Source organism: Massilia sp. LMS1-1-1.1 (assembly GCF_040815535.1).
Taxonomy (GTDB): domain Bacteria; phylum Pseudomonadota; class Gammaproteobacteria; order Burkholderiales; family Burkholderiaceae_D; genus Janthinobacterium; species Janthinobacterium aestuarii.
Genome location: NZ_JBFPNG010000066.1, coordinates 68,427 through 92,058, shown reverse-complemented (window position 1 = coordinate 92,058; position 23,632 = coordinate 68,427). Strand labels below are relative to the sequence as shown.

General features: G+C 62.6%; 21 protein-coding genes. 6 read left to right on the top strand and 15 right to left on the bottom strand.

Annotated elements, in window-relative coordinates; all coding sequences use genetic code 11:
* The first annotated feature begins 2 nt into the window (after nucleotides 1-2).
* Nucleotides 3-893 (top strand): ArgP/LysG family DNA-binding transcriptional regulator, encoded by an 891-nt coding sequence (locus MRBLMS1_RS28430; protein WP_485883693.1) that lies wholly within the window; start codon nucleotides 3-5, stop codon nucleotides 891-893.
* On the opposite strand, the gene MRBLMS1_RS28425 is transcribed toward MRBLMS1_RS28430, so the two are convergent.
* Both MRBLMS1_RS28425 and hemE read right to left on the bottom strand, forming a co-directional pair.
* Nucleotides 894-2,954, bottom strand: a complete 2,061-nt coding sequence (locus tag MRBLMS1_RS28425; protein WP_485883691.1) for a primosomal protein N' — start codon at nucleotides 2,952-2,954, stop codon at nucleotides 894-896. It lies immediately after the preceding gene.
* 840 nt (nucleotides 2,955-3,794) lie between these two features.
* The gene (gene hemE, locus MRBLMS1_RS28420; protein WP_071075009.1) at nucleotides 3,795-4,880 is read right to left on the bottom strand and encodes a uroporphyrinogen decarboxylase; all 1,086 of its coding nucleotides are present in this window, start codon (nucleotides 4,878-4,880) and stop codon (nucleotides 3,795-3,797) included.
* A gap of 198 nt (nucleotides 4,881-5,078) precedes the next feature.
* Between hemE and MRBLMS1_RS28415 the strand changes: the two genes are divergently transcribed.
* The 5 genes from MRBLMS1_RS28415 (at nucleotide 5,079) to MRBLMS1_RS28395 (ending at nucleotide 14,353) form a co-directional block, all read left to right on the top strand.
* Nucleotides 5,079-7,022 (top strand): dipeptidyl-peptidase 5, encoded by a 1,944-nt coding sequence (locus MRBLMS1_RS28415; RefSeq protein ID WP_485883689.1) that lies wholly within the window; start codon nucleotides 5,079-5,081, stop codon nucleotides 7,020-7,022.
* Complete coding sequence (locus MRBLMS1_RS28410; RefSeq protein ID WP_485883687.1) at nucleotides 7,019-11,188, top strand: SNF2-related protein; 4,170 nt, start codon at nucleotides 7,019-7,021, stop codon at nucleotides 11,186-11,188. The genes MRBLMS1_RS28415 and MRBLMS1_RS28410 overlap by 4 nt, the downstream gene beginning before the upstream one ends.
* 69 nt (nucleotides 11,189-11,257) lie before the next feature.
* Nucleotides 11,258-11,746, top strand: coding sequence for a hypothetical protein (locus MRBLMS1_RS28405; RefSeq protein WP_070303742.1), 489 nt, complete (start codon nucleotides 11,258-11,260; stop codon nucleotides 11,744-11,746).
* A 141-nt stretch (nucleotides 11,747-11,887) separates the two neighbouring features.
* Nucleotides 11,888-13,747 carry a DUF885 domain-containing protein gene (locus MRBLMS1_RS28400; RefSeq protein WP_485883837.1) on the top strand — a complete coding sequence of 620 codons (1,860 nt, stop codon included), beginning with the start codon at nucleotides 11,888-11,890 and terminating at the stop codon, nucleotides 13,745-13,747.
* Between the two features lie 171 nt (nucleotides 13,748-13,918).
* Complete coding sequence (locus tag MRBLMS1_RS28395) at nucleotides 13,919-14,353, top strand: hypothetical protein (RefSeq protein ID WP_485883684.1); 435 nt, start codon at nucleotides 13,919-13,921, stop codon at nucleotides 14,351-14,353.
* 84 nt (nucleotides 14,354-14,437) lie between these two features.
* Here MRBLMS1_RS28395 and tatC read toward each other — a convergent pair whose 3' ends face one another.
* From tatC to hisD, 13 genes are all read right to left on the bottom strand, one after another.
* Nucleotides 14,438-15,193: a twin-arginine translocase subunit TatC gene (gene tatC, locus MRBLMS1_RS28390; protein ID WP_128140601.1), complete on the bottom strand. Its 756-nt coding sequence runs from the start codon at nucleotides 15,191-15,193 to the stop codon at nucleotides 14,438-14,440.
* Nucleotides 15,190-15,723, bottom strand: coding sequence for a Sec-independent protein translocase protein TatB (gene tatB, locus MRBLMS1_RS28385; protein WP_485883682.1), 534 nt, complete (start codon nucleotides 15,721-15,723; stop codon nucleotides 15,190-15,192). Before tatB ends, tatC begins: the two co-directional genes overlap by 4 nt.
* Nucleotides 15,724-15,771: 48 nt before the next feature.
* On the bottom strand, nucleotides 15,772-16,008 hold the full coding sequence (tatA, locus tag MRBLMS1_RS28380; protein ID WP_034753854.1) for a Sec-independent protein translocase subunit TatA: 237 nt from the start codon (nucleotides 16,006-16,008) through the stop codon (nucleotides 15,772-15,774).
* Between the two features lie 80 nt (nucleotides 16,009-16,088).
* Nucleotides 16,089-16,460 carry a histidine triad nucleotide-binding protein gene (locus MRBLMS1_RS28375; protein ID WP_128140603.1) on the bottom strand — a complete coding sequence of 124 codons (372 nt, stop codon included), beginning with the start codon at nucleotides 16,458-16,460 and terminating at the stop codon, nucleotides 16,089-16,091.
* 15 nt (nucleotides 16,461-16,475) lie between these two features.
* Nucleotides 16,476-16,847 (bottom strand): phosphoribosyl-ATP diphosphatase, encoded by a 372-nt coding sequence (locus MRBLMS1_RS28370; RefSeq protein WP_034753849.1) that lies wholly within the window; start codon nucleotides 16,845-16,847, stop codon nucleotides 16,476-16,478.
* Complete coding sequence (gene hisI, locus MRBLMS1_RS28365; protein WP_034753847.1) at nucleotides 16,844-17,281, bottom strand: phosphoribosyl-AMP cyclohydrolase; 438 nt, start codon at nucleotides 17,279-17,281, stop codon at nucleotides 16,844-16,846. Before hisI ends, MRBLMS1_RS28370 begins: the two co-directional genes overlap by 4 nt.
* A gap of 20 nt (nucleotides 17,282-17,301) precedes the next feature.
* Nucleotides 17,302-18,063: an imidazole glycerol phosphate synthase subunit HisF gene (gene hisF / locus MRBLMS1_RS28360; protein ID WP_034753845.1), complete on the bottom strand. Its 762-nt coding sequence runs from the start codon at nucleotides 18,061-18,063 to the stop codon at nucleotides 17,302-17,304.
* A 60-nt stretch (nucleotides 18,064-18,123) separates the two neighbouring features.
* Nucleotides 18,124-18,897: a 1-(5-phosphoribosyl)-5-[(5-phosphoribosylamino)methylideneamino]imidazole-4-carboxamide isomerase gene (gene hisA / locus MRBLMS1_RS28355; RefSeq protein ID WP_034753842.1), complete on the bottom strand. Its 774-nt coding sequence runs from the start codon at nucleotides 18,895-18,897 to the stop codon at nucleotides 18,124-18,126.
* Between the two features lie 55 nt (nucleotides 18,898-18,952).
* The gene (gene hisH / locus MRBLMS1_RS28350; RefSeq protein ID WP_072457435.1) at nucleotides 18,953-19,591 is read right to left on the bottom strand and encodes an imidazole glycerol phosphate synthase subunit HisH; all 639 of its coding nucleotides are present in this window, start codon (nucleotides 19,589-19,591) and stop codon (nucleotides 18,953-18,955) included.
* Between the two features lie 35 nt (nucleotides 19,592-19,626).
* Nucleotides 19,627-20,217: an imidazoleglycerol-phosphate dehydratase HisB gene (gene hisB, locus MRBLMS1_RS28345; RefSeq protein WP_010402123.1), complete on the bottom strand. Its 591-nt coding sequence runs from the start codon at nucleotides 20,215-20,217 to the stop codon at nucleotides 19,627-19,629.
* A gap of 19 nt (nucleotides 20,218-20,236) precedes the next feature.
* Nucleotides 20,237-21,331 carry a histidinol-phosphate transaminase gene (hisC, locus tag MRBLMS1_RS28340; RefSeq protein ID WP_485883677.1) on the bottom strand — a complete coding sequence of 365 codons (1,095 nt, stop codon included), beginning with the start codon at nucleotides 21,329-21,331 and terminating at the stop codon, nucleotides 20,237-20,239.
* 22 nt (nucleotides 21,332-21,353) lie between these two features.
* On the bottom strand, nucleotides 21,354-22,295 hold the full coding sequence (locus MRBLMS1_RS28335) for a DNA-methyltransferase (RefSeq protein ID WP_485883675.1): 942 nt from the start codon (nucleotides 22,293-22,295) through the stop codon (nucleotides 21,354-21,356).
* The gene (hisD, locus tag MRBLMS1_RS28330; RefSeq protein ID WP_319993537.1) at nucleotides 22,292-23,617 is read right to left on the bottom strand and encodes a histidinol dehydrogenase; all 1,326 of its coding nucleotides are present in this window, start codon (nucleotides 23,615-23,617) and stop codon (nucleotides 22,292-22,294) included. The genes MRBLMS1_RS28335 and hisD overlap by 4 nt, the downstream gene beginning before the upstream one ends.
* Nucleotides 23,618-23,632: the final 15 nt, after the last annotated feature.

Below are 23,632 nucleotides of genomic sequence, written 5' to 3'. Positions count from 1 at the left end.
TAATGGGATCACTCGATTATCGCGCGCTGGCCGTGCTGGACGCCGTGGCCAGTCATGGCAGTTTCGACAAGGCCGCCCTGGCGCTGGGCATCACCCAGTCGGCCGTCTCGCAGCGCATCAAGGCGCTGGAAGACGCCAGCGGGCGATTGCTGATCATCCGTGGCCAGCCCGCCGTGCCGACGGGCCTGGGCCAGCGCCTGATCGTGCATCACCGCAATGTCAAGCTGATGGAAGCGTCGCTCGACATCGACCTGGGCAACAGCGTCAGCATGCCGGAAATCGCCATCGCCATCGATGCCGACAGCCTGGCCACGTGGTTCCCCGACACCTTGTCCGCCCTGCTGGCGCCGCCGCGCTGCCAGCTCGACGTGCGCCTGGCCGACAGCGACAGCGCCTTGCAAATGGTGCGCGACGGCTCCGTGTTTGGCTGCGTGGCGGCCGGGTCCGGCACAGCGATCGACGCGGCAGCGGCCACCAGCGTCACGCCACTGGGTACCTTGCGCTATGTCTGCGTGGCGACACCCGTGTTTGCCGGGCACTGGTTCGGCGATGGTTTTATTACCGAGGCGGTGCAACTGGCGCCGGCTGTCGTAGGCCAGCACAGCTTGCTGGCGCGTTTCCTCGCTGAACAATTGAGCATGCGTGAACCATTCCCCCACCACACCTTGCCGGTGGAAGCGGCGCGCCGCGGCTGCGTCCAGGATGGCCTCGCCTACGGCCTGATGCCGCAGCGCCTGGCCGCGCCAGCGCTGGCGACGGACCGTCTCGTGGATCTGATGCCGGGCAGCACCCTCGACGTAGCACTGAGCTGGCATGCGTGGACCCTGGACACGCCGTTTACCAAGCTGCTGTCGGAACAGATCGTCAAGTCGGCGCGCGATTACCTGAACTAGTCAAATATCCAGCGGGTCCACTTCCAGCGACCATTTCACACGCGTCTTCATGGCGCGCAGCTCGGCTAACCATTCCTTCAAGAACGCCTGCAGCGCGGGCCGCGAGGGCGATTCCAGCAGCAGCTGGGCGCGGTCCACGTTGTAGACGCGCGTCATGCTCATGGGAATCGGGTCATTGATGGTCACCTGCGGGTGTTCCATGCACTCTTTCGCCACCTGCAGGAATTCGATGGCCGTGGCCAGCTCGGGTGCCTCGGCGCGCAGCAGGGCCTGGAACAGGTAGGGCGGCAGCGCCGCCTGCGCCCGCTCTTCCAGCAAGGTCGTGGCGAAATGGTCGTAATCATGGTTGACGACGGCGTCGTACAGCGGATGGCGCGCATAGCGCGTCTGGATCAGCACTTCACTGACGCTGCCCCCTTCCGTCTGCGCGGCCCGCCCGGCGCGGCCCGCCACCTGCATCAGCTGGGCGAACAGCCGTTCGCTGGCGCGGTAATCCTGCGAAAACAGTGCCGTGTCCGGGTTCAAAATGCCGACCAGGGTCAGCTTTTTGAAATCGTGGCCCTTGGCCACCATCTGCGTGCCGATCAGAATATCGACTTCGCCCCGGTGCACGGTGTCGAACGCCTCCTGCGCGCTGCCCTTCTTGCGCGTGGAATCGGCGTCGATGCGCAAAATCCGCGCCTCGGGAAACAATTGCTGCAAACCTTCTTCCACGCGCTGCGTGCCGCGTCCCAGCGGCTGCAAGTCGACGTTGCCGCACGTGGGGCAATGGCGGGGAATGCGCAGTTCCAGGCTGCAATGGTGGCAGCGCAAGCGGTGTTCGGGCTTGTGCAGCACCATGAACGAGGTGCAGCGCGTGCAATTGCTGATCCAGCCGCACGATTCGCAGCAGATGACCGGCGAATAGCCGCGCCGGTTCAGGAACAGCAGCGACTGCTCCCCGCGCTCCATGCGCAGTTTCAAGGCGGCTACCAGATGCGAAGTCAGGCCATCTTTCGGCTTGTCGCGCTCCATGTCCAGGATCTTAACGCGCGGCAACACCGCATTCCTGACGGCCCGTTCGCGCAATTCCAGCTTGCGGTAGCGCCCCGTCTGTGCGTGGTGCCAGCTTTCCAGCGAGGGCGTGGCCGAACCGAGCACGATGGGAATCTGCAATTGCCAGGCACGCCACACGGCCAGGTCGCGCGCCGAGTAGCGCAAGCCTTCCTGCTGCTTGTAGGAAGGGTCGTGTTCCTCGTCGATGACGATGAGCTTGAGCTTCGGCAACGACGCCAGGATGGCCAGCCGCGTGCCGAGCACGATGCGCGCCTGGCCCTGGTGGGCGGCCAGCCAGTGCAGCATGCGCTCGCCCTCGGACAGGCTGCTGTGCAGGGTCGCCAGCATGACGCCGGGAAAGCGCGCGCGGATATTGCCTTCCAGCTGGGGCGTGAGGTTAATTTCCGGCACCAGAATCAGGATTTGCGCATCGTCCTCGCGCGCCAGCACCTGGGCGCAAGCTTGCAGATACACTTCCGTCTTGCCACTGCCCGTCACGCCGTACAGCAGGGTCGGCTTGAAGCCCTGGGCGCCGCCGATGGCGTCCGCCGCTTCCTGCTGGGCGGCATTCAGGGCCGGCATGTTCAGCGGCGTGCCGTCGTGCGCGTCGGCCAGCTTGCCCAGCTTCTTGATGGCGCGGTCGAGCGCCACGGTGGTGAGCACGCGCAAATTCTTCGGCAAACCGGGCAGCGCCACTTCACCGAGCGGGCGCTGGTAGTAATCGGCGGCAAAGGCGGCCAGCGCCAGCCACTGTTCCGACAGCGGCGCCAGCTGGCTGCGCACGGCCAGCACGTCCTTCAATTTCGCGGCCGGCACGTCGGTGCTGTCGGAGACGCCGACGATCAGCCCCATCACTTCGCGCCGGCCGAACGGCACCAGCGCCAGCTGCCCCACTTGCGGCAGCGGCGCGGCAGCGTCCGCGCCGGCCTCCGCCACCGCCGCGTTCCAGCGGTAGTCGAACAGGGCGTTCAAGGGCGTGTCGAGCGCGATTTTCAGGATGCACGACGTCAAAATGCACTGCGACATGGGAGGTGGGCCTATCTCAATAAAAAAGCGCGCCGCAGGATCGGTGGCGCGCGGGATGTCCGGCATCAAGCCAGCGGGCCATGATACTTGTTTCGCCCATCAAACACCTAACGGCAGGCAGGACAGCGTGTCATCGTGCCTGAAGAAAATTCTGTGGATAACTTTGTGGACAAAGCAAAATTAACTTTCAGAAAAATGTGGACAGAAAATTTCGATCGCCGTCAAGAGCGGCACGCAAGAAAAATTAATCTTTTAAAATCAATGGCTTAAAAATTGATGCCCGGGAAGCCATAAATCCACAGGGCATTTCCGCCGCTGTGCATAACTGAACCATTTGTAATGTATTTATACAGAAATCAGCACCGTTTTGATGCATGCGATCCGCAAAAATACGGGAGGAATGAAGCAAAGTTGACAATTGCCGGGCAAGCGTTCGTTTTTAGCTGACGAGCGGCGAAACATTGTTCAATTATCATGCACTGCAACATGCACTTCAGGTGAAACCTGAACATCGGCGCTAAGTATCGGTTAACAAAATACTTTTCAATTTTATCCACAGAATCTGTTGATAACTTTGTGGACAATGAAGGAATAAGGCAAGCGAACGAAAGAATAACCTTATCAATAGCAACAAAGTCCGCCGAACAATGGATTTTTTATGTCTTAATAATCAAGCACTTGCAGAGTATCCCCGGGCATGGCTTTTACGGTGCCTCTTATTTCCGCAGCAAAAAAAATTGTGCATAAGTCGGTATTTCTTGCTAGGGCGCAGCAAAGAAAAAGGCAGGCTTCCGCTGGAAAGCCTGCCTTGACTGCCCCTGACCAGGGGGAAGCGAATACTTACTGGCCGCTGCGCATGGCGCGGCTCATGCTGTGCACGGCTTCCACCATGGCTGCCACGGATTCCGGCGGCGTGAACTGGGAAATACCATGGCCCAGGTTGAACACGTGGCCCGTGCCTGCCGATGGCGCGCCAAAGGCGTTGAGCACTTTCGCCACTTCGGCGCGGATCTGCTCCGGGCTGGCAAACAGGATGGCCGGGTCGAGATTGCCCTGCAAGCCCACTTTATGACCGACCAACTGGCGCGCGCGCGTCAGGTTGACGGTCCAGTCCAGGCCCACGGCATCGGCGCCAATGTCGGCGATCTGCTCGATCCACTGGCCGCCGCCCTTGGTAAACACGATGGCGGGAATCTTGACGCCATCCTTGTCGCGTTTCAGCTGCGCCACCACTTGCTGCATGTAGGCCAGCGAGAATTCCTGGTAGGCGCCGTCGGCCAGCGCACCGCCCCACGAGTCGAAAATCATCACGGCTTGCGCGCCGGCATCGATTTGCGCATTCAGGTATTGCGCCACGGAAGTGGCGTTGATCGCCAGGATGTGGTGCATCAGGTCCGGGCGGTTGTACAGCATCTTCTTGATGGTATGGAACTCTTTCGAGCCGCCGCCTTCCACCATGTAGCACGCCAGAGTCCACGGGCTGCCGGAAAAACCGATCAGCGGCACGCGGCCATTGAGTTCCGTGCGGATTTGCGTGACGGCCTTGAAGACGTAATCGAGCGACTCCAGGTCCGGCACTTGCAGCGCCTTCACGTCCTGTTCCGTGCGCAGCGGGCGCTCGAACTTCGGGCCTTCGCCATCGGCGAAGTACAGGCCCAGGCCCATGGCGTCAGGCACCGTCAGAATGTCGGAGAACAGGATGGCCGCGTCGAGCGGGAAGCGCTCCAGGGGCTGCAAGGTCACTTCGGTCGCGTAATCGGGATTCTTTGCCAGCCCCAGGAAAGAGCCGGCCCGCTCGCGCGTGGCGCGGTATTCGGGCAAATAGCGGCCCGCCTGGCGCATCAGCCAGACAGGGGTGTGCTCGGTTGGCTGGCGCAGCAGGGCGCGCAGGAAAGTATCATTCTGGAGCGGAGCAAATTGTGGCATGGCAGGCAATCGAGCTTGGAGAAGCGGTATTATCGCATCCAATCGCTGCCATTTCATTGATTCCGGTGCCGCTTTGCAGCATTTGCCACGCACAGCGATGACTTTCGTTGTGCCTGCCCTTCCATTATGATGATGCACGCCGCCGCGCGCCCTGACCCTGCCTGGCGGCCCTTGATTCCCTCACTACACGGAGCCCGCATGACCTCGACCGCATCCAGCACCCCTTATGGCATCTGGCCATCGCCGATCAGCGCGGCCATCGTCGCCGCCGGCGCCTCGCCGCTGACGCAGCTGGCCCTGGGCGGTGCGGATGGGGCCGACGTGTTCTGGCTGGCCGGGCGCGCCAGCGAGGCGGGCCGCAACACCCTGCTGCGCCAGCGCGGCGCCAAGGTTGATGAATTGACGCCGGCGCCGTTCAACGTGCGCACCCGCGTGCATGAATACGGCGGCGGCGCGTATGCCGTGGCCGGCAATACCGTATATTTTTCGCATTTCGCCGACAATTGCCTGTACCGCGTGGCCGGCGACGGCGCGCCGGAAGCGTTCACCACGGGCGGCAACACGCGCCACGCGGACTTCGTTGTCGATGCGGCCCGCGCCCGCCTGATCGCCGTGCGCGAACAGCACCCGGCGGAAGGCCATGCGCATCCGGAAAACAGCCTGGCGGCCGTCGGCTTCGACGGGCGCGAAACGGTGCTGGCGCGCGGTCACGATTTTTATGCGGCGCCGCGTTTGTCGCCGGACGGCAGCCAGCTGGCCTGGATCAGCTGGGATCACCCGCGCCTGCCGTGGCAAGGCACGGAACTGTGGCTGGCCGACGTGCAGGCGGACGGCAGCCTCGGGTCGCCACGCCTGATCGCCGGCGGCGCGCGCGAGTCGATTTGCCAGCCGGAATGGTCGCCGAACGGCTTGCTGCACTTCGTTTCCGACAGCAGCGGCTGGTGGAATTTGTACCGTCTGCACGGCGCCGACATCGAGGCGCTGTGCCCGATGGAAGCGGAATTTGCCACGCCGCACTGGACCTTCGGCGGCAGCATGTACGGTTTCCTTTCCGACGACGAGATCGTCTGCACGTATATCCAGGCCGGCGTCAGCTACCTGGCGCAATTGAACGTGGCGGCGGCCAAGCTCGAGCCGATACCGCACCCCTACCAGGAAATCCGCGAACTGCGCGTGGGCCCCGGCTTCGTCGCGCTCTTGGGCGGCAGCCCGACTATTGCGCTGGAACTGGCGCGCATCGATTTGTCCAACCATGAGCTGGAAGTGCTGGCGCAGTCGATCGCACAATTGCCCGCGCTCGAGTATTTGTCCGTGCCGCGCAGCTTGAGTTTCCCAAGCAGCAATGGCCGCACGGCTTACGCCTTCTTTTATGCGCCCACCAATGGCGACGTGCAGGCGCCCGCAGGAACGTTACCGCCCGTCATCGTCATCAGCCACGGCGGCCCTACCAGCATGGCCAGCAATACCTTGAAACTGGCGACGCAGTACTGGACCAGCCGCGGCATCGGCGTGCTCGACGTCAACTACGGCGGCAGCAGCGGTTTCGGCCGCGAATACCGCGACGCGCTGCGCGGGCTATGGGGCATCGTCGATGTGGAAGACTGCATCGCCGGCGCGCGCTACCTGGCCGCCAACGGCCTGGCCGACCCGGAACGCCTGATCATCCGCGGCGGCAGCGCGGGCGGCCTGACGACCCTGTGTGCACTGACCTTCCACGACGTCTTCAAGGCCGGCGCCAGCTACTATGGCGTATCCGACCTGAAGGGCCTGGACGACGATTCGCACAAGTTCGAATCGCGCTACACCGATTACCTGATCGCCTCGCAGCCGCAAGCCGAGGCGCTGTACCGCGAGCGCTCGCCCATCCACCACACGGATAAACTGTCGCGCCCGATGATCTTCTTCCAGGGCCTCGACGACAAGGTCGTGCCGCCGCAGCAGTCGCAACTGATGGTCGACGCACTGCAGGCGCGCGGCGTGCCGGTGGCCTACGTGCCGCTCGAAGGCGAGGGACACGGCTTCCGCAAGGCGGAAAACATCGTGCGCACCCTGGACGCGGAACTGTATTTCTACCAGCGTGTATTCGGCTTGCCCGTGGCGGCCGGCACAGCCCCTGTCCACATTGCCAATTTGCCCGAATGACAGACCAGCTCTTGCTTGACGAATTTGCCGCCCTGGAGCAGCACGAACAGATGATCCTGGCCCTGCTGGCCATCGCGGGCGAACCGGTGGGCAAGCATGCCGTGTATGAACACTTGCAGCGCGCCAATGTCGTCGAGCCGGATGGCACGCCGTTCGCCCTGCTCACCGTCACGAACATGCTGCAGCATTTGACGCGGCACGCGCTGGCATCCGAAGTGGTGGGACGAGGCTTTGCCTGCGAAGCGAAATTACGCTGGCCCGCCATGCGCGCGGCCATCGAGCACCTGGTGTTTCGCGACCTGTGCCAGGCCATCGAGCTGATCAACCCCGTGCGCCGCAACTGGGATGGCTATGTGGAATTGCGCAGCTACCGGCAAGGCGTGGCGCGCCTGCGCATCGCCCTGCTGCGCAACGACGAAGTGCGCCACGTGGCCGCCATTCTGGCCGCCTGCATGGCGTGCTACGAAGCGCAGCAGCTGCATCCGCTGATCGAGATTTTCGGCCGGCCGTTCGAGCCGGAAATGCTGTCTTTCGTCATGCCGCAACTGCAGGATGACATCCTTGCCGTGCTGCTGGGCAATGCCTCGCGCGAGCCGGCCACGGCGCACGCCATCCGCACGTACGCGCGCGCCCACCATGCGCGCCAGGCGGCCGCCGGCGACCATATCGGCGCCGCCTTGCCGCTGGCCCTGGCCGAAGACGCCCTTCTGTGCGGCGAGCTCGACGCGGCCGCCCGCTACCTGGCGGGCCAGCAGGGGCCGCAGGCGCTGTTTGTCGACAGCAGCATCGCCTTGTTGCGCGGCGAACATGCGCACGCCGTGGCCGGCTACGAAACGGCCTTGAAGGGACTGCGCAAGGAAAGCGGCAAGCGCAAGCTGTGCTTTACGGGCATCGGCGGTCACCTGTACGTGCTGGCCCTGCTGCGCGGCAACGACGCCAAGCTGCTGAAAAACGCGGAAACCTATCTCGATATCGCGCTGCACGCGCAGCCGAACCACGACAGCATCGTCTATCAGCAACTCAATACCTTGCGCCTCGTGCGTGCCGGCGTGCAGCAGGCGGAAAGCATCCCCACGCGCAGCTGGGAAACGGGACTGCAGGCACAGCTGTTCCAGGCCTTGCTGTACTACTGGCTGGCGCTACCACAACTGGCCGAACGCAAGGACCAGCTGCGAGCGCTGGTGCAGCAAGCGGACGCCGCCGGCTACGATTTGATCGCGGCGCAGGCGGCCGGCCTGCTGGGCTTGATGGGCGAACCGCAGCAGGAGCGCTATGCCACGGCCAAGCGGGCGCAGCACGGCCTGACGGACATGGCGCCGTGGTTCGAACGCCAGGAAGCGTGGCAGCGCCAGCTGAGCGCGCTCATCAACCTGCAGCAGAGCGCCCCCGCCGAAGCACTGGGCGGCGTGTCGCGGCTCGTATGGCTGGTGGCGTTCGATCCGCGCTTTGGTCTCACGGCAGTGGAAGTGCGCGAGCAGAAACGCGACGCACGGGGCGGCTGGAGCAAGGGCCGCGCCATGGGTCTCAAACGCCTGGCCGAGGAAGCGGGCGACATCGATTTCCTCACGCCGCAAGACGCACGCGCGGCCGGCAGCATCGCGCCGTTCAAACAATACTATTCATCGGCGCCCCGCTATGAAGTCGAGCTCGACAAAGCCGCCATCTTGCTCGTGGGCCACCCGCTCGTCTTCTGGCTCGACAATCCCGACACGAGAGTGGAACTGATCGCCGGCGCGCCGGAGCTCCTGATCAAGTCGCACGAGGGGCAGCTGTGGCTGGGCATGCAGCCGCCCCTGCCCGACAGCGGCAGCAATGTCGTGGTGCAAAGGGAAACGCCGACGCGCTTGCGCGTGGTGCACATCCTCGACGAGCACCGGCGCATCGGCGCCATCGTGGGCCTGGGCCTGTCCGTGCCGCTGCACGCGGAAAAACAGGTGATGCAGGCCATCGGCGCCATCTCGTCCATGGTCACCGTACAGTCCGACATCGGCGGCGGCGCCGGCGACGCGGAAGCGATCACGGCCGACCACCGCCTGCACGTGCATTTGCTGCCCTACCAGCAGGGTCTCAAGATGCAAATTCTCGTGCGGCCATTGCTCGACAACGGCGCCTATTATGCACCGGGCAGCGGCGCCGAAAGCGTGTTTGCCGACGTGGCGGGCCGGGCCGTGCAAGCGCGGCGCGACCTGAACGCGGAACGCGAAGCGCAGCGCCAGCTGATCGGGAAATGTCTGGTGCTGGAAGAGGCGGAAGAAGAGCATGGCGAGTGGCTGCTGGGCCAGCCGGCGCTGGGCCTGCAACTGCTGGTGGAGTTGCAGGCGCTCGATCCCGCCGGCATGGTATTGGCGTGGCCCGAGGGCGAAACCATGCGCGTGTCGAAACGCATCGACAGCGGACAGATGCGCCTGAATATCAAGAGCGAAAAAGACTGGTTTGCCGCCAGCGGCGAAGTGCAGATCGACGAAGACAAGGTGATGGATTTGCGCGCCCTGCTCGACTTGATGCAGAACAATAAAAGCCGCTTCGTGGCCTTGGGCGACAACCAGTTCCTGGCCCTCAGCGATGAACTGCACCGGCGCCTGTCGGAACTGGCCGCGTATGGCGAGACGCATGCCGACGGCGTGCACATCCACCCGCTGGCCGCGTTTGCGCTGGAAGAGCTGGCCAACGATGCGGGCGGCGTGAACGCCGACAAATTGTGGCGCGAACACTTGCTGCGCCTGCGCGCGCTCGACGACTATCAACCACAGTTGCCCAGCACCTTGCAGGCGGACTTGCGCGACTACCAGCTGGCCGGCTACGAATGGCTGGCGCGCCTGGCGCACTGGGGCGTGGGCGCCTGCCTGGCCGACGACATGGGCCTCGGCAAGACCTTGCAGGCGCTGGCGCTGATCCTGGCGCGCGCGCCGAACGGCCCCACCCTCGTCGTCGCCCCCACGTCCGTGTGCATGAACTGGATCAGCGAAGCGCAGCGCTTCGCGCCCACCTTGAACATCAAACTGTTCGGCAGCGGCGACCGCGCCGACATGCTCGATACATTGCAACCGTTCGACGTGGTGGTGGCCAGCTATGGCTTGCTGCAGCAGGAAGCGGCGATGTTTGCCGGCGTGCACTGGCATACGATCGTGCTCGACGAAGCGCAGGCGATCAAGAATGGCGCGACCAAGCGCTCGCAAGCCGTGATGGCCCTGCAAGGCGATTTCCGCATGGTGGCCAGCGGCACGCCGCTGGAAAACCATTTGGGCGAATTGTGGAACCTGTTCCGCTTCATCAACCCCGGCTTGCTGGGCACCCTCGACCAGTTCAATTTGCGCTTTGCCGGGCCGATTGAGAAGGACCAGGATAAACGGGCGGCGGCCGGTGCGCGCTTGCGGCTGCGCCGCCTGATCGCGCCGTTCATCTTGCGCCGCACGAAGACGCAAGTGCTGTCGGAATTGCCGTCGCGTACGGAAATCGTGCTGGAAGTGGAATTGTCGCCGCAGGAAACGGCGCTGTATGAATCCTTGCGCCGCGAAGCGCTGGAAAAGCTGGCCATGGTGGAAGGGCCGGCGTCCAAGAAAGCCATCCAGATCCTGGCCGAGATCATGAAGCTGCGCCGCGCCTGCTGCAATCCGCAACTGGTGGCGCCGGAATTGGGCCTGGCCAGCAGCAAGCTGGCGGCGTTCGCGCAACTGCTGTCGGGCTTGCTGGAAAACCGCCACAAGGTGCTCGTCTTCAGCCAGTTCGTCGACCATCTGACCCTGATCCGCCAGCATCTCGAGCAGCATGGCGTGCGCTACCAGTATCTCGACGGCAGTACGCCGATGCAGGAACGCAAGCGCCGCGTCGATGCTTTCCAGGCGGGCGACGGCGACGTCTTCCTGATCAGCCTGAAGGCGGGCGGCATGGGCATCAATTTGACGGCCGCCGATTACGTGATCCACATGGACCCGTGGTGGAACCCGGCCGTGGAAGACCAGGCCTCGGACCGCGCCCACCGCATGGGGCAATTGCGCCCCGTCACCATCTACCGCCTGGTGGCCAAGCACACGATCGAGGAAGGCATCGTCGAATTGCACCAGCACAAGCGCGACCTGGCCGACAGTCTGTTGGAAGGCAGCGATGCGGCCGCGCGCATGTCGGCCAATGACATGCTGGGCATGCTGCAGGAAGGGTTGAAGCGATGAGATTGAAAAAATGAGCGGGGCCACCGCGTTCCATGCGATGATCCATTTTCCCTGTTGCCCTCCCACGCCATGACCGACTATATCGCCACCAGCGCCGGCCAGCGCGCCACCTTTTTGTGCGGCAAATCCTGGACCGCCTACGTCAGCACCTTCCTCATTGCCGTGCTGCTGTTTTTTGCCGCCCTGCCGCTGGCCTTCAAGTACAACACGCGCGCCGCCTTCATCGTGCTGGTCGGCTCGGCCCTGATCGTCGGCTACCGCCTGCTGACGATACGCAGCTACCAGCTGTACTACGATGAGGCGGGCGTGTGGCTGGCGTCCGGCATCTTGCCGTGGAAAAAGAAACTGACGGGCGTCAAATGGCGCGACATGGATGAAGCCGTCTATGAAACGAACTTCTGGAGCTGGCTGTTCCAGTCCTACACGGTGCGCGTCAGCCAGCGCTACACGCAGGAAACGGAAATCCACGCCACCGGCATGGCGCGCGGCAAGGATGCCGTGGCGGCCATCAATGCGCGCCACCAGGAACTGCTGCACGGCAGCGCCATCGTCGTCTAGCGCCGCAGGGGCAATTAGTGCTAATCTTTGGGCCGCCCAGGCAAGCAAGGCCAACCTATCAATAGTTGTTTGCTACTTATATTATCAGTTTATTATTTTCTGATGAGGGCAAACGACAAAATATTCAAGAGATAAACTATGCTGATAAAAAATAAAGTTGCGCTCGCCGCATTGATGATGGCCTTTACCCTGACACCGGCCAGCGCCGCGAAGAAGCCGCAGAAAAACGGCAAGGCCAGCACCAGCAGCAGCAAGAAGAAAACCGTCGCCAAGAAAGCGGCCGTCGTCACGGCGGCAACGGCAGCCACGGTCGCGGCCGTCGCCAGCGAGAACAGCAGCGACCGCTCCATGAATAACCTGAGCGGCCAGTTCCTCACGGCCCTGTGGCGCCTGGACCCCGAAAGCGCGATTTCCGTCGGCAAGTACGATGGCGCCGCCAACCTGAGCATTCCCGACGCGGCCAGCCGCCAGAAGCAACTGGCCTTCATCGAAGAATGGCTGGGCAAGTTCGGCAAGCTCAACGCCGGCAAAATGTCGGACAAGCAACGTACTGACCTGGCCTTGCTGACCAATAAACTGCAATCGGACCGCTGGTATCTGACCACCTTCCGCGAATTCGAATGGAATCCCGCCCAGTACAACGTGGCCGGTTCCATCGACTTCATCCTGAACACGGAATACGCGGCCCAGCCACAGCGCCTGCGCACCTTGCTCAAGCGCATCGCCACCGTGCCGCAATACTATGCGGCCGCGCGCGCCAGCATCGTCAACCCCACGCGCGAACACACGCAGCTTGCCATCGCCCAGAGCGCCGGTGTGCTCAGCGTGCTTGACGACTTGAACAAGACGGCACAGGGTTCCATTCTGACGCCGGCGGAAAAACAGCTGTACAACGCGCGCATCGCCGCGGCCCGCACGGCCGTGCAAGGCTATGCGGCCTGGCTGACGGAACAGGATGCGGCGCTGGCGCAGAACGGCAATGCGCGCTCCTTCCGCATCGGCAAGGATTTGTATGAGCAGAAATTTGCCTACGATATCCAGGCCAGCGTAAGCGCCGAGCAGATGTACCAGAAAGCCCTGGCCGCGCGCGAAAAGCTGCTCGAGCACATGGATAGCCTGTCCGACGAGCTGTGGGTAAAAACCATGGGCGCCACGGCCAAGCCGACGGACCGTACGGCGAAGATCGGCATGGTGATCGACAAGCTGTCGAGCAACCACGTAGCGGCCGCCGATTTCGTGCCGGAAATCCGCCGCCAGATCCCGGAACTGCAGGAATGGGTGACCAGCCACAACCTGCTGACGATGGACCCGAAAAAGCCCCTCGTCGTGCGTGAAACGCCCGCTTACCAGCGCGGCGTGGCCGGCGCCAGCATCGAGGCGCCCGGCCCGTACCGCCCGCAAGACCGCACCTATTACAACGTGACGCCGCTCGATGGCGAAACGCCGGAACAGGCGGAAAGCAGCTTGCGCGAATACAACCACTGGATCTTGCAGATCCTGAACATCCACGAAGCCATCCCCGGCCATTACACGCAGCTCGTGTATGCCAACAAATCGCCGTCGCTGGTCAAGTCCATCTTCGGCAACGGCGCCATGATCGAAGGCTGGGCCGTGTATGGCGAGCGCATGATGCTCGAATCGGGCTATGGCAACAACGCGCCGGAAATGTGGCTGATGTATTCGAAGTGGAACTTGCGCAGCGTCACCAACACCATCCTCGATTACAGCGTGCACGTGCTGGGCATGACGGAAGCGCAAGCGCTCGACCTGCTGACGCGCCAGGCTTTCCAGACCCAGCGTGAAGCGAAGGAAAAATGGCGCCGTGTGCAGCTGAGCTCGGTGCAACTGACCAGCTATTTCAGCGGCTACAGCGAAATCATGGACTTACGCGAACAGCGCAAGCAAGCGCTGGGCAGCAAATTCGTGCTGAAGGATTTCCACGAGCAATTCCTCAGCTACGGCAGCGCGCCCGTGAAAGTCATCAAGGAACTGATGAATTAACTTGTACGCATCCTCTCCTTGCAAAGGGCGCCGTGGCGCCCTTTTTGCATGCGTTTGCGCCACCGCAAACCGCCGGCGTGCCTGTCCATTACGCTGACGGGAAGGCAGGCGCCACCGCACTCCTCACTGGCAATTGCCGATTTTCCTGCTAGGCTGGATACAGGAGCGTCCATGCATATGCCCATCCAGTTCGACACCCTCGATTACGCCAAACGCCTCGCCTCGGCCGGCGTGCCCACGCAGCAGGCGGAAGCCCATGCCACGGCCTTGGGCGAAGTACTGGGTTCGGCTGTCGTCGTGCATGGCGAACTGGCGGCGCTGGAGCGCAATCTGCTGGGGGAAATCAAGCTGGTGTCGCACAACGTCGATACCAGGGTGGACGCCCTGGAGGTGAAGATCGATGCGCTGGAAGTCAGGCTCAATAGCAGAATAGATACGTTGGAACAGAAGTTCGATGCCAGGTTCGATAACTCCGAGCACAAATTCGACGCCCGCCTGGAACGCCTGGACTTGCGCCATGGCGCGGATATGAAACACGTGTACTGGATGATGAGCACCCTGATCTTGCTCAACTTGGGCATCCTCAGCAAACTGATGCTGCAGTAAGCACCCACCAACTTTCCGGACGATAAAAAAGCCGCTGCTCCCGAAGGAGGTCAGCGGCTTTTGCCTGTACGTGTAGTCAATCGTCTAGGACACTTCTTCCGGCGCCTGGGTGGCCTTGACGAAGATGGGCGCTACCAGCAGACCCAGCTCGAACAACAGGCACATCGGAATGGCCAGCGAGAACTGGCTGACCACGTCCGGCGGCGTGACGATGGCGGCAATCACGAAGGCGCCGACGATGATGTAGGGACGCACTTCCTTGAGTTTCGCAATAGAAACAATGCCCATGCGCACGAGGATCACCACCACCACGGGCACTTCGAACGTGGCGCCAAAGGCCAGGCACATCGACATGACGAAATCGAGGTAGTTTTCGATATCGGGCGTCACCGCGATCGACGATGGCGAAAAGTCGCTGATGAAGTGGAAGACGCGGCCAAACACAAAGAAATAGCAGAAGGCCACGCCGGCCATGAACAGCAGGGAAGACGAGATGACGAGCGGCGCGATCAGGCGCTTTTCATGCGTATACAGGCCGGGGGCGATGAACGCCCACATCTGGTACAGCACCCAGGGCAAGGCGACGATGAAGGCGATCACCAGGGTCACTTTCATCGGCACCAGGAACGGCGAAATGACGCCGGTGGCGATCATTTTCGAGCCGGCCGGCAGCGAGGCGATCATCGGCGCCGCGATAAAATCGTAGATCTGCGAGGGGCCGGGCCAATAGAACAGTACGGCGCAGACGACGGCGATGCCGATCGACGCCTTGACCAGGCGGTTGCGCAGCTCGACCAGATGCGAGATAAAAGTTTCTTCCACCGGGGATTTGCTACTCATGAGTAAAAGGAGGAGGAACTGGCGCGCGGACGGAAGCGCGCCACGCGGGCGGCCGCCGACTGCACGTGCAGCTTGCCGCCATGGCGCTGCTTGTACCAGCCAGGGATGGCGGAATTGCGCACCAGCTTCTTGCGGCGGAATTCGCGCGCCTTGCGGGCCAGGTCTTCATTGGTGGCGCGCAGCATGGCTTCATGGGCATCGTGATGCCCGTCATACGAACTCGAATCGCCGCGCCAGGCGTTTTCCACCTCGGCCAGGTTGCCGGAAATCGAGTTTTCAACGCCATGCATGGACTTCTCCACGCTTTGCTTGACGGAATGGGCCGCATCCTGCACTTCCTTCTGCAGGTTTTTCAGCTCTTCCATTTCAATTTCGCGCGAGACTTCGGATTTCACCTGGTTCAGATAGCGTTGCGCGCGGCCATACAGGGTGCCGGCCATGCGCGCCACTCTCGGCAACTTTTCAGGGCCGATGACTATCAACGCAACCACGCCGATGATGGCGATTTTAGAGAGACCGAGATCGATCATAAGCGGACAAGGGCCGTTACCGGACGAGGCAAGCGCCCCGCCACGCTATCAGGACTTGCTTTTCTCTTTCGTCTCGACGTCGATGGTGCTTTTGTCGGCCACTTGCGATGGCGCAGCAGGAGGGGTATTGGCTGCCGGGGCGTCATCTTCGCCCTTGACGCCATCCTTGAAGCCTTTGACGGCCTTGCCGATATCACCGCCGATATTGCCCAGTTTCTTGGTGCCGAAGACCAGCATCACAATGACCAGAACGATCACCCAGTGCCAAATACTCAATGAACCCATCACATTCTCCTTGCGGGACGGTGCCCGAATAGCGTCAACCAATGCCGGTAGTATACACGTGAACCCGGCGCGCAGCGAAATCAGTGTTGACCGCGCCAGGGACGGGGACCGCCGTACACATGCATGTGCAGGTGATACACCTCTTGCCCGCCGTTCGGACCGCTGTTGATCATGGTCTTGAAGCCGCCGGCAGGCGCGCCATCGGCGTCATACGTGACGGCGCAACCGAACTCGGCAGCAAGTTTCGGCGCCAGGCGCAGCAGCTTGCCCAGCATGTCCGTATGGCTGTCGTCGCAGTCGGACAGGCTGGCCACGTGGCGCTTCGGGATCAGCAGCAGGTGCACGGGGGCGGCCGGGTTGATGTCCTTGAAGGCCAGCAAGTCCTCGTCTTCATACACGATGGTCGAGGGAATTTGTTTTGCAGCAATCTTGCAGAAAATACAGTTATCCACGCACGCTCCAGTAGGTCAGTGTTTGTCTGTTTCGCCGGCATCGCGCAGCTCATCCTTGCGCGCCGCCTTTTCTTCCAGGCCGGACAGGCCTTCGCGGCGCGCCAGCTCGTCGAGCACCTGCTGCGGCGTCAGGTCGAACTGCGCCAGCATCACCAGCGAGTGGAACCACAGGTCGGCGCATTCATACAGAACCTTCGACGGGTCGTTGTCGCGGCGCGCATCTTTGGCGGCCATCACGGTTTCCGTCGCCTCTTCGCCGATTTTTTTCAAAATCGCGTCATCGCCCTTGGCAAACAGGCGCGCGACATACGACGTAGCGGGGTCGCCGCCGTTGGCCAGCTTGCGCGATTCGATCACGGCGGCCAGGCGCTTCAGGGTTTCGCTCATTTGCTCTTGCTTTCCGCGTAAATCGTCTCAGGGTCTTTCAGGACGGGGTCGGTGACTTGCCATTCGCCCGTTTTTTCGTCGCCTTCGAATTTCTGGAAGAAGCACGAATGGCGGCCCGTATGGCAGGCGATGCCGCCCGCCTGCTCGATTTTCAACAAGACCACGTCTTCGTCGCAATCGAGACGGATTTCCAGCACCTTTTGCGTGTGGCCAGACTCTTCGCCCTTGTGCCACAGTTTCTTGCGCGAACGGCTCCAGTACACGGCTTCGCCCAGCTCCACCGTGCGCGCCAGCGCATCGCGGTTCATCCAGGCAAACATCAGCACGTCATTGCTGCCCGCTTCCTGCGCGATCACGGGCACGAGGCCGTGCTCGTCCCATTTGACCTTTTTCAGCCACTTGGCATTGCTTGCTACGATGGTTCCGTTTTGCATGTTCTTCTATCCTGCTGATTTTACGCGAGACGCATGGGAATGCCCTGCTGCGCCATGAAACGCTTGGCTTCCTGCACCGTGTGCTGGCCATAGTGGAAAATGCTGGCGGCCAGCACGGCATCCGCACGGCCCACCTTGATGCCGTCAACCAGATCCTGCAAACCGCCCACGCCGCCCGAGGCGATGACGGGAATGCTGACGGCGTCGGACACACCGCGCGTCAGGCCCAGGTCGAAGCCGACTTTGGTGCCGTCGCGGTCCATGCTGGTGAGCAAGATCTCGCCAGCACCCAGGCTTTCCATTTTACGCGCCCATTCGAACGCGTCCAGGCCCGTGGCGGTGCGCCCGCCATGGGTAAAAACTTCCCACTTGCCGGGCGACACCTGCTTGGCGTCGATGGCGACGACGATGCACTGCGAGCCGTGCTTTTGCGAGGCCTCGTACACGAGCTGGGGATTCGTCACGGCCGAGGTGTTGATGCTGACCTTGTCGGCGCCCGCGTTGAGCAGCCGGCGCACGTCTTCCACCACGCGCACGCCGCCGCCCACCGTCAGCGGAATGAACACTTGCGACGCGACGGCTTCGATGATGTCGAAGATCAGGCCGCGGTTGTCGCTGGACGCGGTAATGTCGAGGAAAGTGATTTCATCGGCGCCCTGCTCGTCATAGCGGCGGGCGATTTCCACCGGATCGCCGGCGTCGCGCAATTCCGTGAAATTGACGCCTTTGACGACGCGGCCATTGGTCACGTCGAGGCAGGGGATGATACGTTTTGCAAGCATGATGGTATCCAGATTGTCGCCAGGCCAGGGCGTGCGCAGGCACGCTCCCGGCCGGCAGGCTTAAACGGCGGCGTCGGTCAGTTCGTCGGCGCGTTCTTGCGCCTGCGCCAGGTCGATCGTGCCTTCATAGATGGAACGGCCGCAAATCACGCCTTCGATGCCTTCGGCCTGAACCGCGCACAGCGCTTCCACGTCGCCGATATTGTGCAGGCCGCCCGAAGCGATGACGGGGATCTTGACGGCTTGCGCCAGCTTGACGGTGGCGTCGATATTGATGCCGCCCATCATGCCGTCGCGGCCGATGTCCGTGTAGATGATCGATTCGACGCCGTAGGCTTCGAATTTTTTCGCCAGGTCGATCACTTCATGGCCCGACATCTTGCTCCAGCCATCCGTTGCCACTTTACCATCCTTGGCATCGAGGCCGACGATGATGTGGCCTGGGAAGGCGCTGCAGGCGTCGTGCAGGAAGCCGGGGCTTTTCACTGCCGCCGTGCCGATGATGATGTAGGTGATGCCGGCGTCGAGGTAGCGCTCGATGGTGTCGAGGTCACGAATACCGCCGCCCAGCTGCACGGGGATTTCCTCGATGTCGTTTTCCACGGCGAAATCTTGCACGGCCTTCAGGATGGCCTTGACGGCGCCCTCGTTCTTCGGCTTGCCGGCAAAGGCACCGTTCAGGTCGACCAGATGCAGCCGGCGCGCGCCTTGCATCAGCCAATGGCGGGCCATGTCGGCCGGGTCTTCGGAAAATACGGTGGCAAGTTCCATATCGCCTTGTTTCAGGCGTACGCAGTGACCGTCTTTCAGGTCGATGGCGGGAATGAGCAGCATGGTCAGTGTGATTTAAAAGTGAGTGAGGGGCGGAAAAAAAGCCGGAGAGCTAACGTTAAGGTTGCCAGTGAACGAAGTTCTTGTACAGCTGCAAGCCAGCGGCAGCACTTTTTTCAGGGTGGAACTGTGTGGCGAAAATATTATCACGGGCGACGGCGCAAGCGAACGGCGCACCATAGACAGTCTCGCCCACCGTGTGCAACGCCTCTTGAGGTTGAGCAAAATAGCTGTGCACAAAGTAAAAATAGGCGTTGTCGGCGATGCCATCCCACATGACATGGGACGCCGTTTGCCGCACTTGGTTCCAGCCCATTTGCGGCACCTTGAAGCGCGAGCCGTCTTCCTGCACCTGGCCGTCGAGCTGGAAGCGCACGACTTTGCCTGGCAACAAGCCCAGACCGGCCGCATCGCCCTCTTCGCTGCCGTCAAACAGCATCTGCTCGCCGATGCACACGCCCAGCACGGGCTTGCTGTCGGCGGCGCGCAGCAGCGCTTCGAGCACGCCCGATTCGCGCAGGCTGCGCATGCAGTCGGGCATGGCACCCTGGCCCGGCAAGACGATGCGGTCGGCGCTGTCGATGTCTTGCGCCAATCCGGAAATGCGCACGTCGGCTTCGGGCGCCACGGCGCGCAGCGCTTGCGCCACCGAGCGCAAATTGCCCATGCCGTAATCCACCACCACAATTTTATTCATGTTTGATCTCGGAATCTACAGTGGTTCGCGGGCGCTTACAGGCTGCCCTTGGTCGATGGAATGATGCCGGCCGCGCGCTCGTCGAGCTCGGCAGCCATGCGCAGCGCGCGGCCAAAGGCCTTGAACACGGTTTCGCATTGATGGTGGGCATTCGTGCCGCGCAGGTTGTCGATATGCAAGGTCACGCCCGCATGGTTGACGAAGCCGCGGAAAAATTCCAGGGTCAGGTCGACGTCGAAGCCGGCGATCATGGCGCGCGTAAACGGAATGTGGTATTCGATGCCAGGGCGGCCCGAGAAATCGAGCACCACGCGCGACAGCGCCTCGTCCAGCGGCACGTATGCATGGCCGTAGCGGCGGATGCCCTTCTTGTCGCCGATGGCCTTGGCCACAGCCATGCCCAGAGTGATGCCCACGTCTTCCACCGTATGGTGGTTGTCGATATGCACGTCGCCCGTCGCTTCGATGTCGAGGTCGATCAAGCCGTGGCGGGCGATCTGGTCCAGCATATGGTCGAGGAAGGGCACGCCAGTGTTCAGCTTTTGCTGACCGGTGCCATCGAGGTTGAGGGCGACGCGAACTTGCGTCTCATTGGTGTTGCGCGTGATTTCTGCGGTGCGGTTCATGGGAGGCTCTGGCGGTAGGCTAAACGAGGGATGCCTTGAAGGCATCGTAAAAAAGGGAATTCTCTTCCGGGGTGCTGACGCTGATGCGCAGGCAATTGGCCAGCGCAGCATGCATTTTACTCATATTTTTAATTAAAACCCGGCGGGCAAGCAGTTTTGCGCAAACATCGTCGGAATCAGCCACACGAATCAGAAGAAAATTTGCCTTCGAGGGGAATACCGTCACGCCGGGCAGCTGCGCCAGGCGCTGCGCCAGCGCGTCGCGCGCGCTGTTGAGCAAGGCCGCCTGGGCATTCAACACGTCGAGGTGATCGAGCGCGAATTCGGCCGCCGCCTGCGTCAGCACATTCACATTGTACGGCGGGCGCACTTTCTCGAATTGCGCCAGCAGGGCCGGCGCGGCCGACATGTAGCCGAGGCGAATGCCGGCCAGGCCCAGTTTCGACACGGTGCGCATCACCACCAGGTTCTCAAACTCGGGCAAACGGCCCATGAAGCTGTGCTGCGCGAACGGCTCGTAGGCTTCGTCGACGACGGCGATGCCCGTGTCGCCGAGCGCCGCGAGGATGCGTTCGATGTCGGCGCTGGCAAACAGGTTGCCCGTCGGGTTGTTCGGATAGGCGAGGAAGACCAGCGCCGGGCGGTGCTCTTCGATGGCCGCCAGCATGGCCGGCATGTCCAGGCTGAAGTCCGCTTGCAACGGTACACCGACGAAATCCATGCCGGCAAACTGCGCCGAGCGTGCATACATGACGAAGGCGGGAACGGGCGCCAGCAGCACGGCGCGCTTGCCCGGCTCCTGGTGCGCGCAGGCCATGGCCAGGATGGAAATGAGTTCATCGGAGCCGTTGCCCAGCATGACGTCGTAGCCGGCGGGCACGCCCAGTTTGGCGCAGATGGCCGCCTGCAGGCTGGCATACGACGGCGGATAGCGGTTCAGCGCCACGGCGGCCAGGCGCGCGCCCAGTTCCTCGCGCAGATGCGGCGGCAGCGGATACGGGTTTTCCATCGCATCGAGTTTGATGTAACCGCTGGCATCGGCTACCTGGTAGCTTTTGACGGCCCGCACATCGGCGCGCACGGTGTTGCTGATTAACTGATCGAGGAAAGACATGCTGCAAACACTCCTGATGGAATTAAATGGATACGTCTTCCGGCACGGCGGCGCTGCGCGCCTTGCGGGCCGGCGCTTTTTTCACGGCGGGCGGTTTCTTCACGGCGGGCGGCTTCCTGGCAGCCGCCGGCTTTTTCGCTGCCGCCTTGGCGGCTTTCGGCGCGGCCAATGTGACCGGTTCGGCCAGCTCCTGCGTCAACGCCGCCAATCGCTGTTCGATGATGGCGCAGTAGTCGGGGTTCAATTCAAAGCCGACGAAATCGCGCCCGCAGCGCTTGGCCGCCAGGGCCGTGGTGCCGCTGCCCATGAACAGGTCGAGCACCACGCCGCCGGGCGGGCACGACGCCTTGACCATGCGCTCGATGATTTCGAGCGGCTTTTGCGTCGGGTGGTCGGCCCGTTCCGGGTGTTCCTTGTGCAGGCGCGACACGCTCCACAAGTCTTTCGGGTTGTAGCCCACTTCCAGCCATTTGGCGCCGATGAAGATCGAGCGCGAACGGGCTTTCTTGGTGGCCGCGTCGTAGGCGATGCGCACCGCGTCAAGGTCGAAGTAGTAATCCTTGCGCTTGACGAAGAAGCCGATGGTGTCGTGCACCGATGAAAAGCTGCGCACGCTGCCGCCCATGGACGGCACGCGGCGGTCCCAGATGATTTCATTCATCATCGCCATGCGCTGCTTCAGCATGACGAAGATTTCCGGCGAATAGCGCCAGGTGAGGAAGATATACAGGCTGCCGTTGGCTTTGAGCTTGGGCAGCGCCGCATCGATCCACTGTTCCGTCCAGCGCAGGTAGTCGGCCACCGACTGCTGGTCCGAGGCATTGCCGTAATCCTTGCCCAGGTTGTACGGCGGATCCGTCAGGATCAGGTCCACCGAGCCATCGGGAATACGCGCCAGCCCCGCCAGCGCATCTTCGCAATAGACCCGGTTGACCCAGTCCGGCTGCTCCGCCAACTTCGTCATGGCTGCGGCTTCAGGCGCAGTTCGGCGCTGCGCGCGTGCGCCTGCAAGCCTTCGCCGTACGCCAGCGTGGCGGCGACACGGCCCAGGGTTTGCGCGCCCGCTTCACTCACGTGAATGATGGACGAGCGCTTCTGGAAGTCGTACACGCCCAGCGGCGACGAAAAACGCGCCGTGCGCGACGTCGGCAGCACGTGGTTGGGACCGCAGCAATAGTCGCCCAGCGATTCGGACGAGAAGCGACCGAGGAACATGGCGCCCGCGTGGCGGATCTGCTCGGCCCACTGCTGCGGATTCTCGGCCGAGATTTCCAGGTGCTCGGCCGCGATGGCATTGGCGATCTCGCACGCCTCTTCCATGCTGCGCACCTTGATCAGGGCGCCGCGGTCCGCCAGCGAGGTGCTGATGGTGGCCTGGCGCGGCATCGTCGGCAGCAGCTTGGCGATGCTCTCTTCCACTTTCGCGATGTAGTCCGCGTCCGGGCACAGCAGAATCGCCTGCGCCAGTTCGTCGTGCTCGGCCTGCGAAAACAGGTCCATCGCGACCCAGTCCGGGTCCGTCGTGCCGTCGCACAGCACGAGGATTTCGGAAGGCCCCGCGATCATGTCGATGCCGACGATGCCGAACACGCGGCGCTTGGCGGCGGCCACATAGGCGTTGCCGGGGCCGACGATTTTATCCACGGCGGTGATGCTCTGTGTTCCATACGCCAGCGCGCCGACGGCTTGCGCGCCGCCGATCGTGATCACGCGCGTCACGCCCGCGATCGCGGCGGCGGCCAGTACCATCTGGTTTTTCACGCCATCGGGTGTCGGCACCACCATGATGATTTCGCCCACGCCCGCCACGTGCGCGGGAATGGCGTTCATCAGCACGGACGACGGATACGCGGCCTTGCCGCCCGGGACGTAGATGCCGACCCGGTCCAGCGGCGTGATCTTCTGCCCCAGCACCGTGCCATCGGGCTCGGTGTAGGTGAAGCCGCGCAATTCCTCGCGCTGGCGTTCGTGGAAGGCGCGGATGCGCTGGGCGGCAATCTGCAGCGCCTCGCGCTGGGCCGATGGCAAGCCGTTCAAGGCCGCCTGCAATTCGGCTTGCGAAATATCGAAGGCCGCCATTTCCGCCGCGCCGCCATGCGGGATGCGGTCGAAACGGTTCGTGTATTCCAGTACGGCGGCATCGCCGCGCGTTTTCACGTCGGCGAGGATTTTTGCGACCGACGTTTCAATCGCTGCATCGGTGCCCGCCTCGAACGCCAGCAAGGTGTCGAGCGATTGTTGGAAACCATCCTGGCTTGAATCGAGCTTGCGTATCTGTATCGGCATAATCGGCTTTCTGCT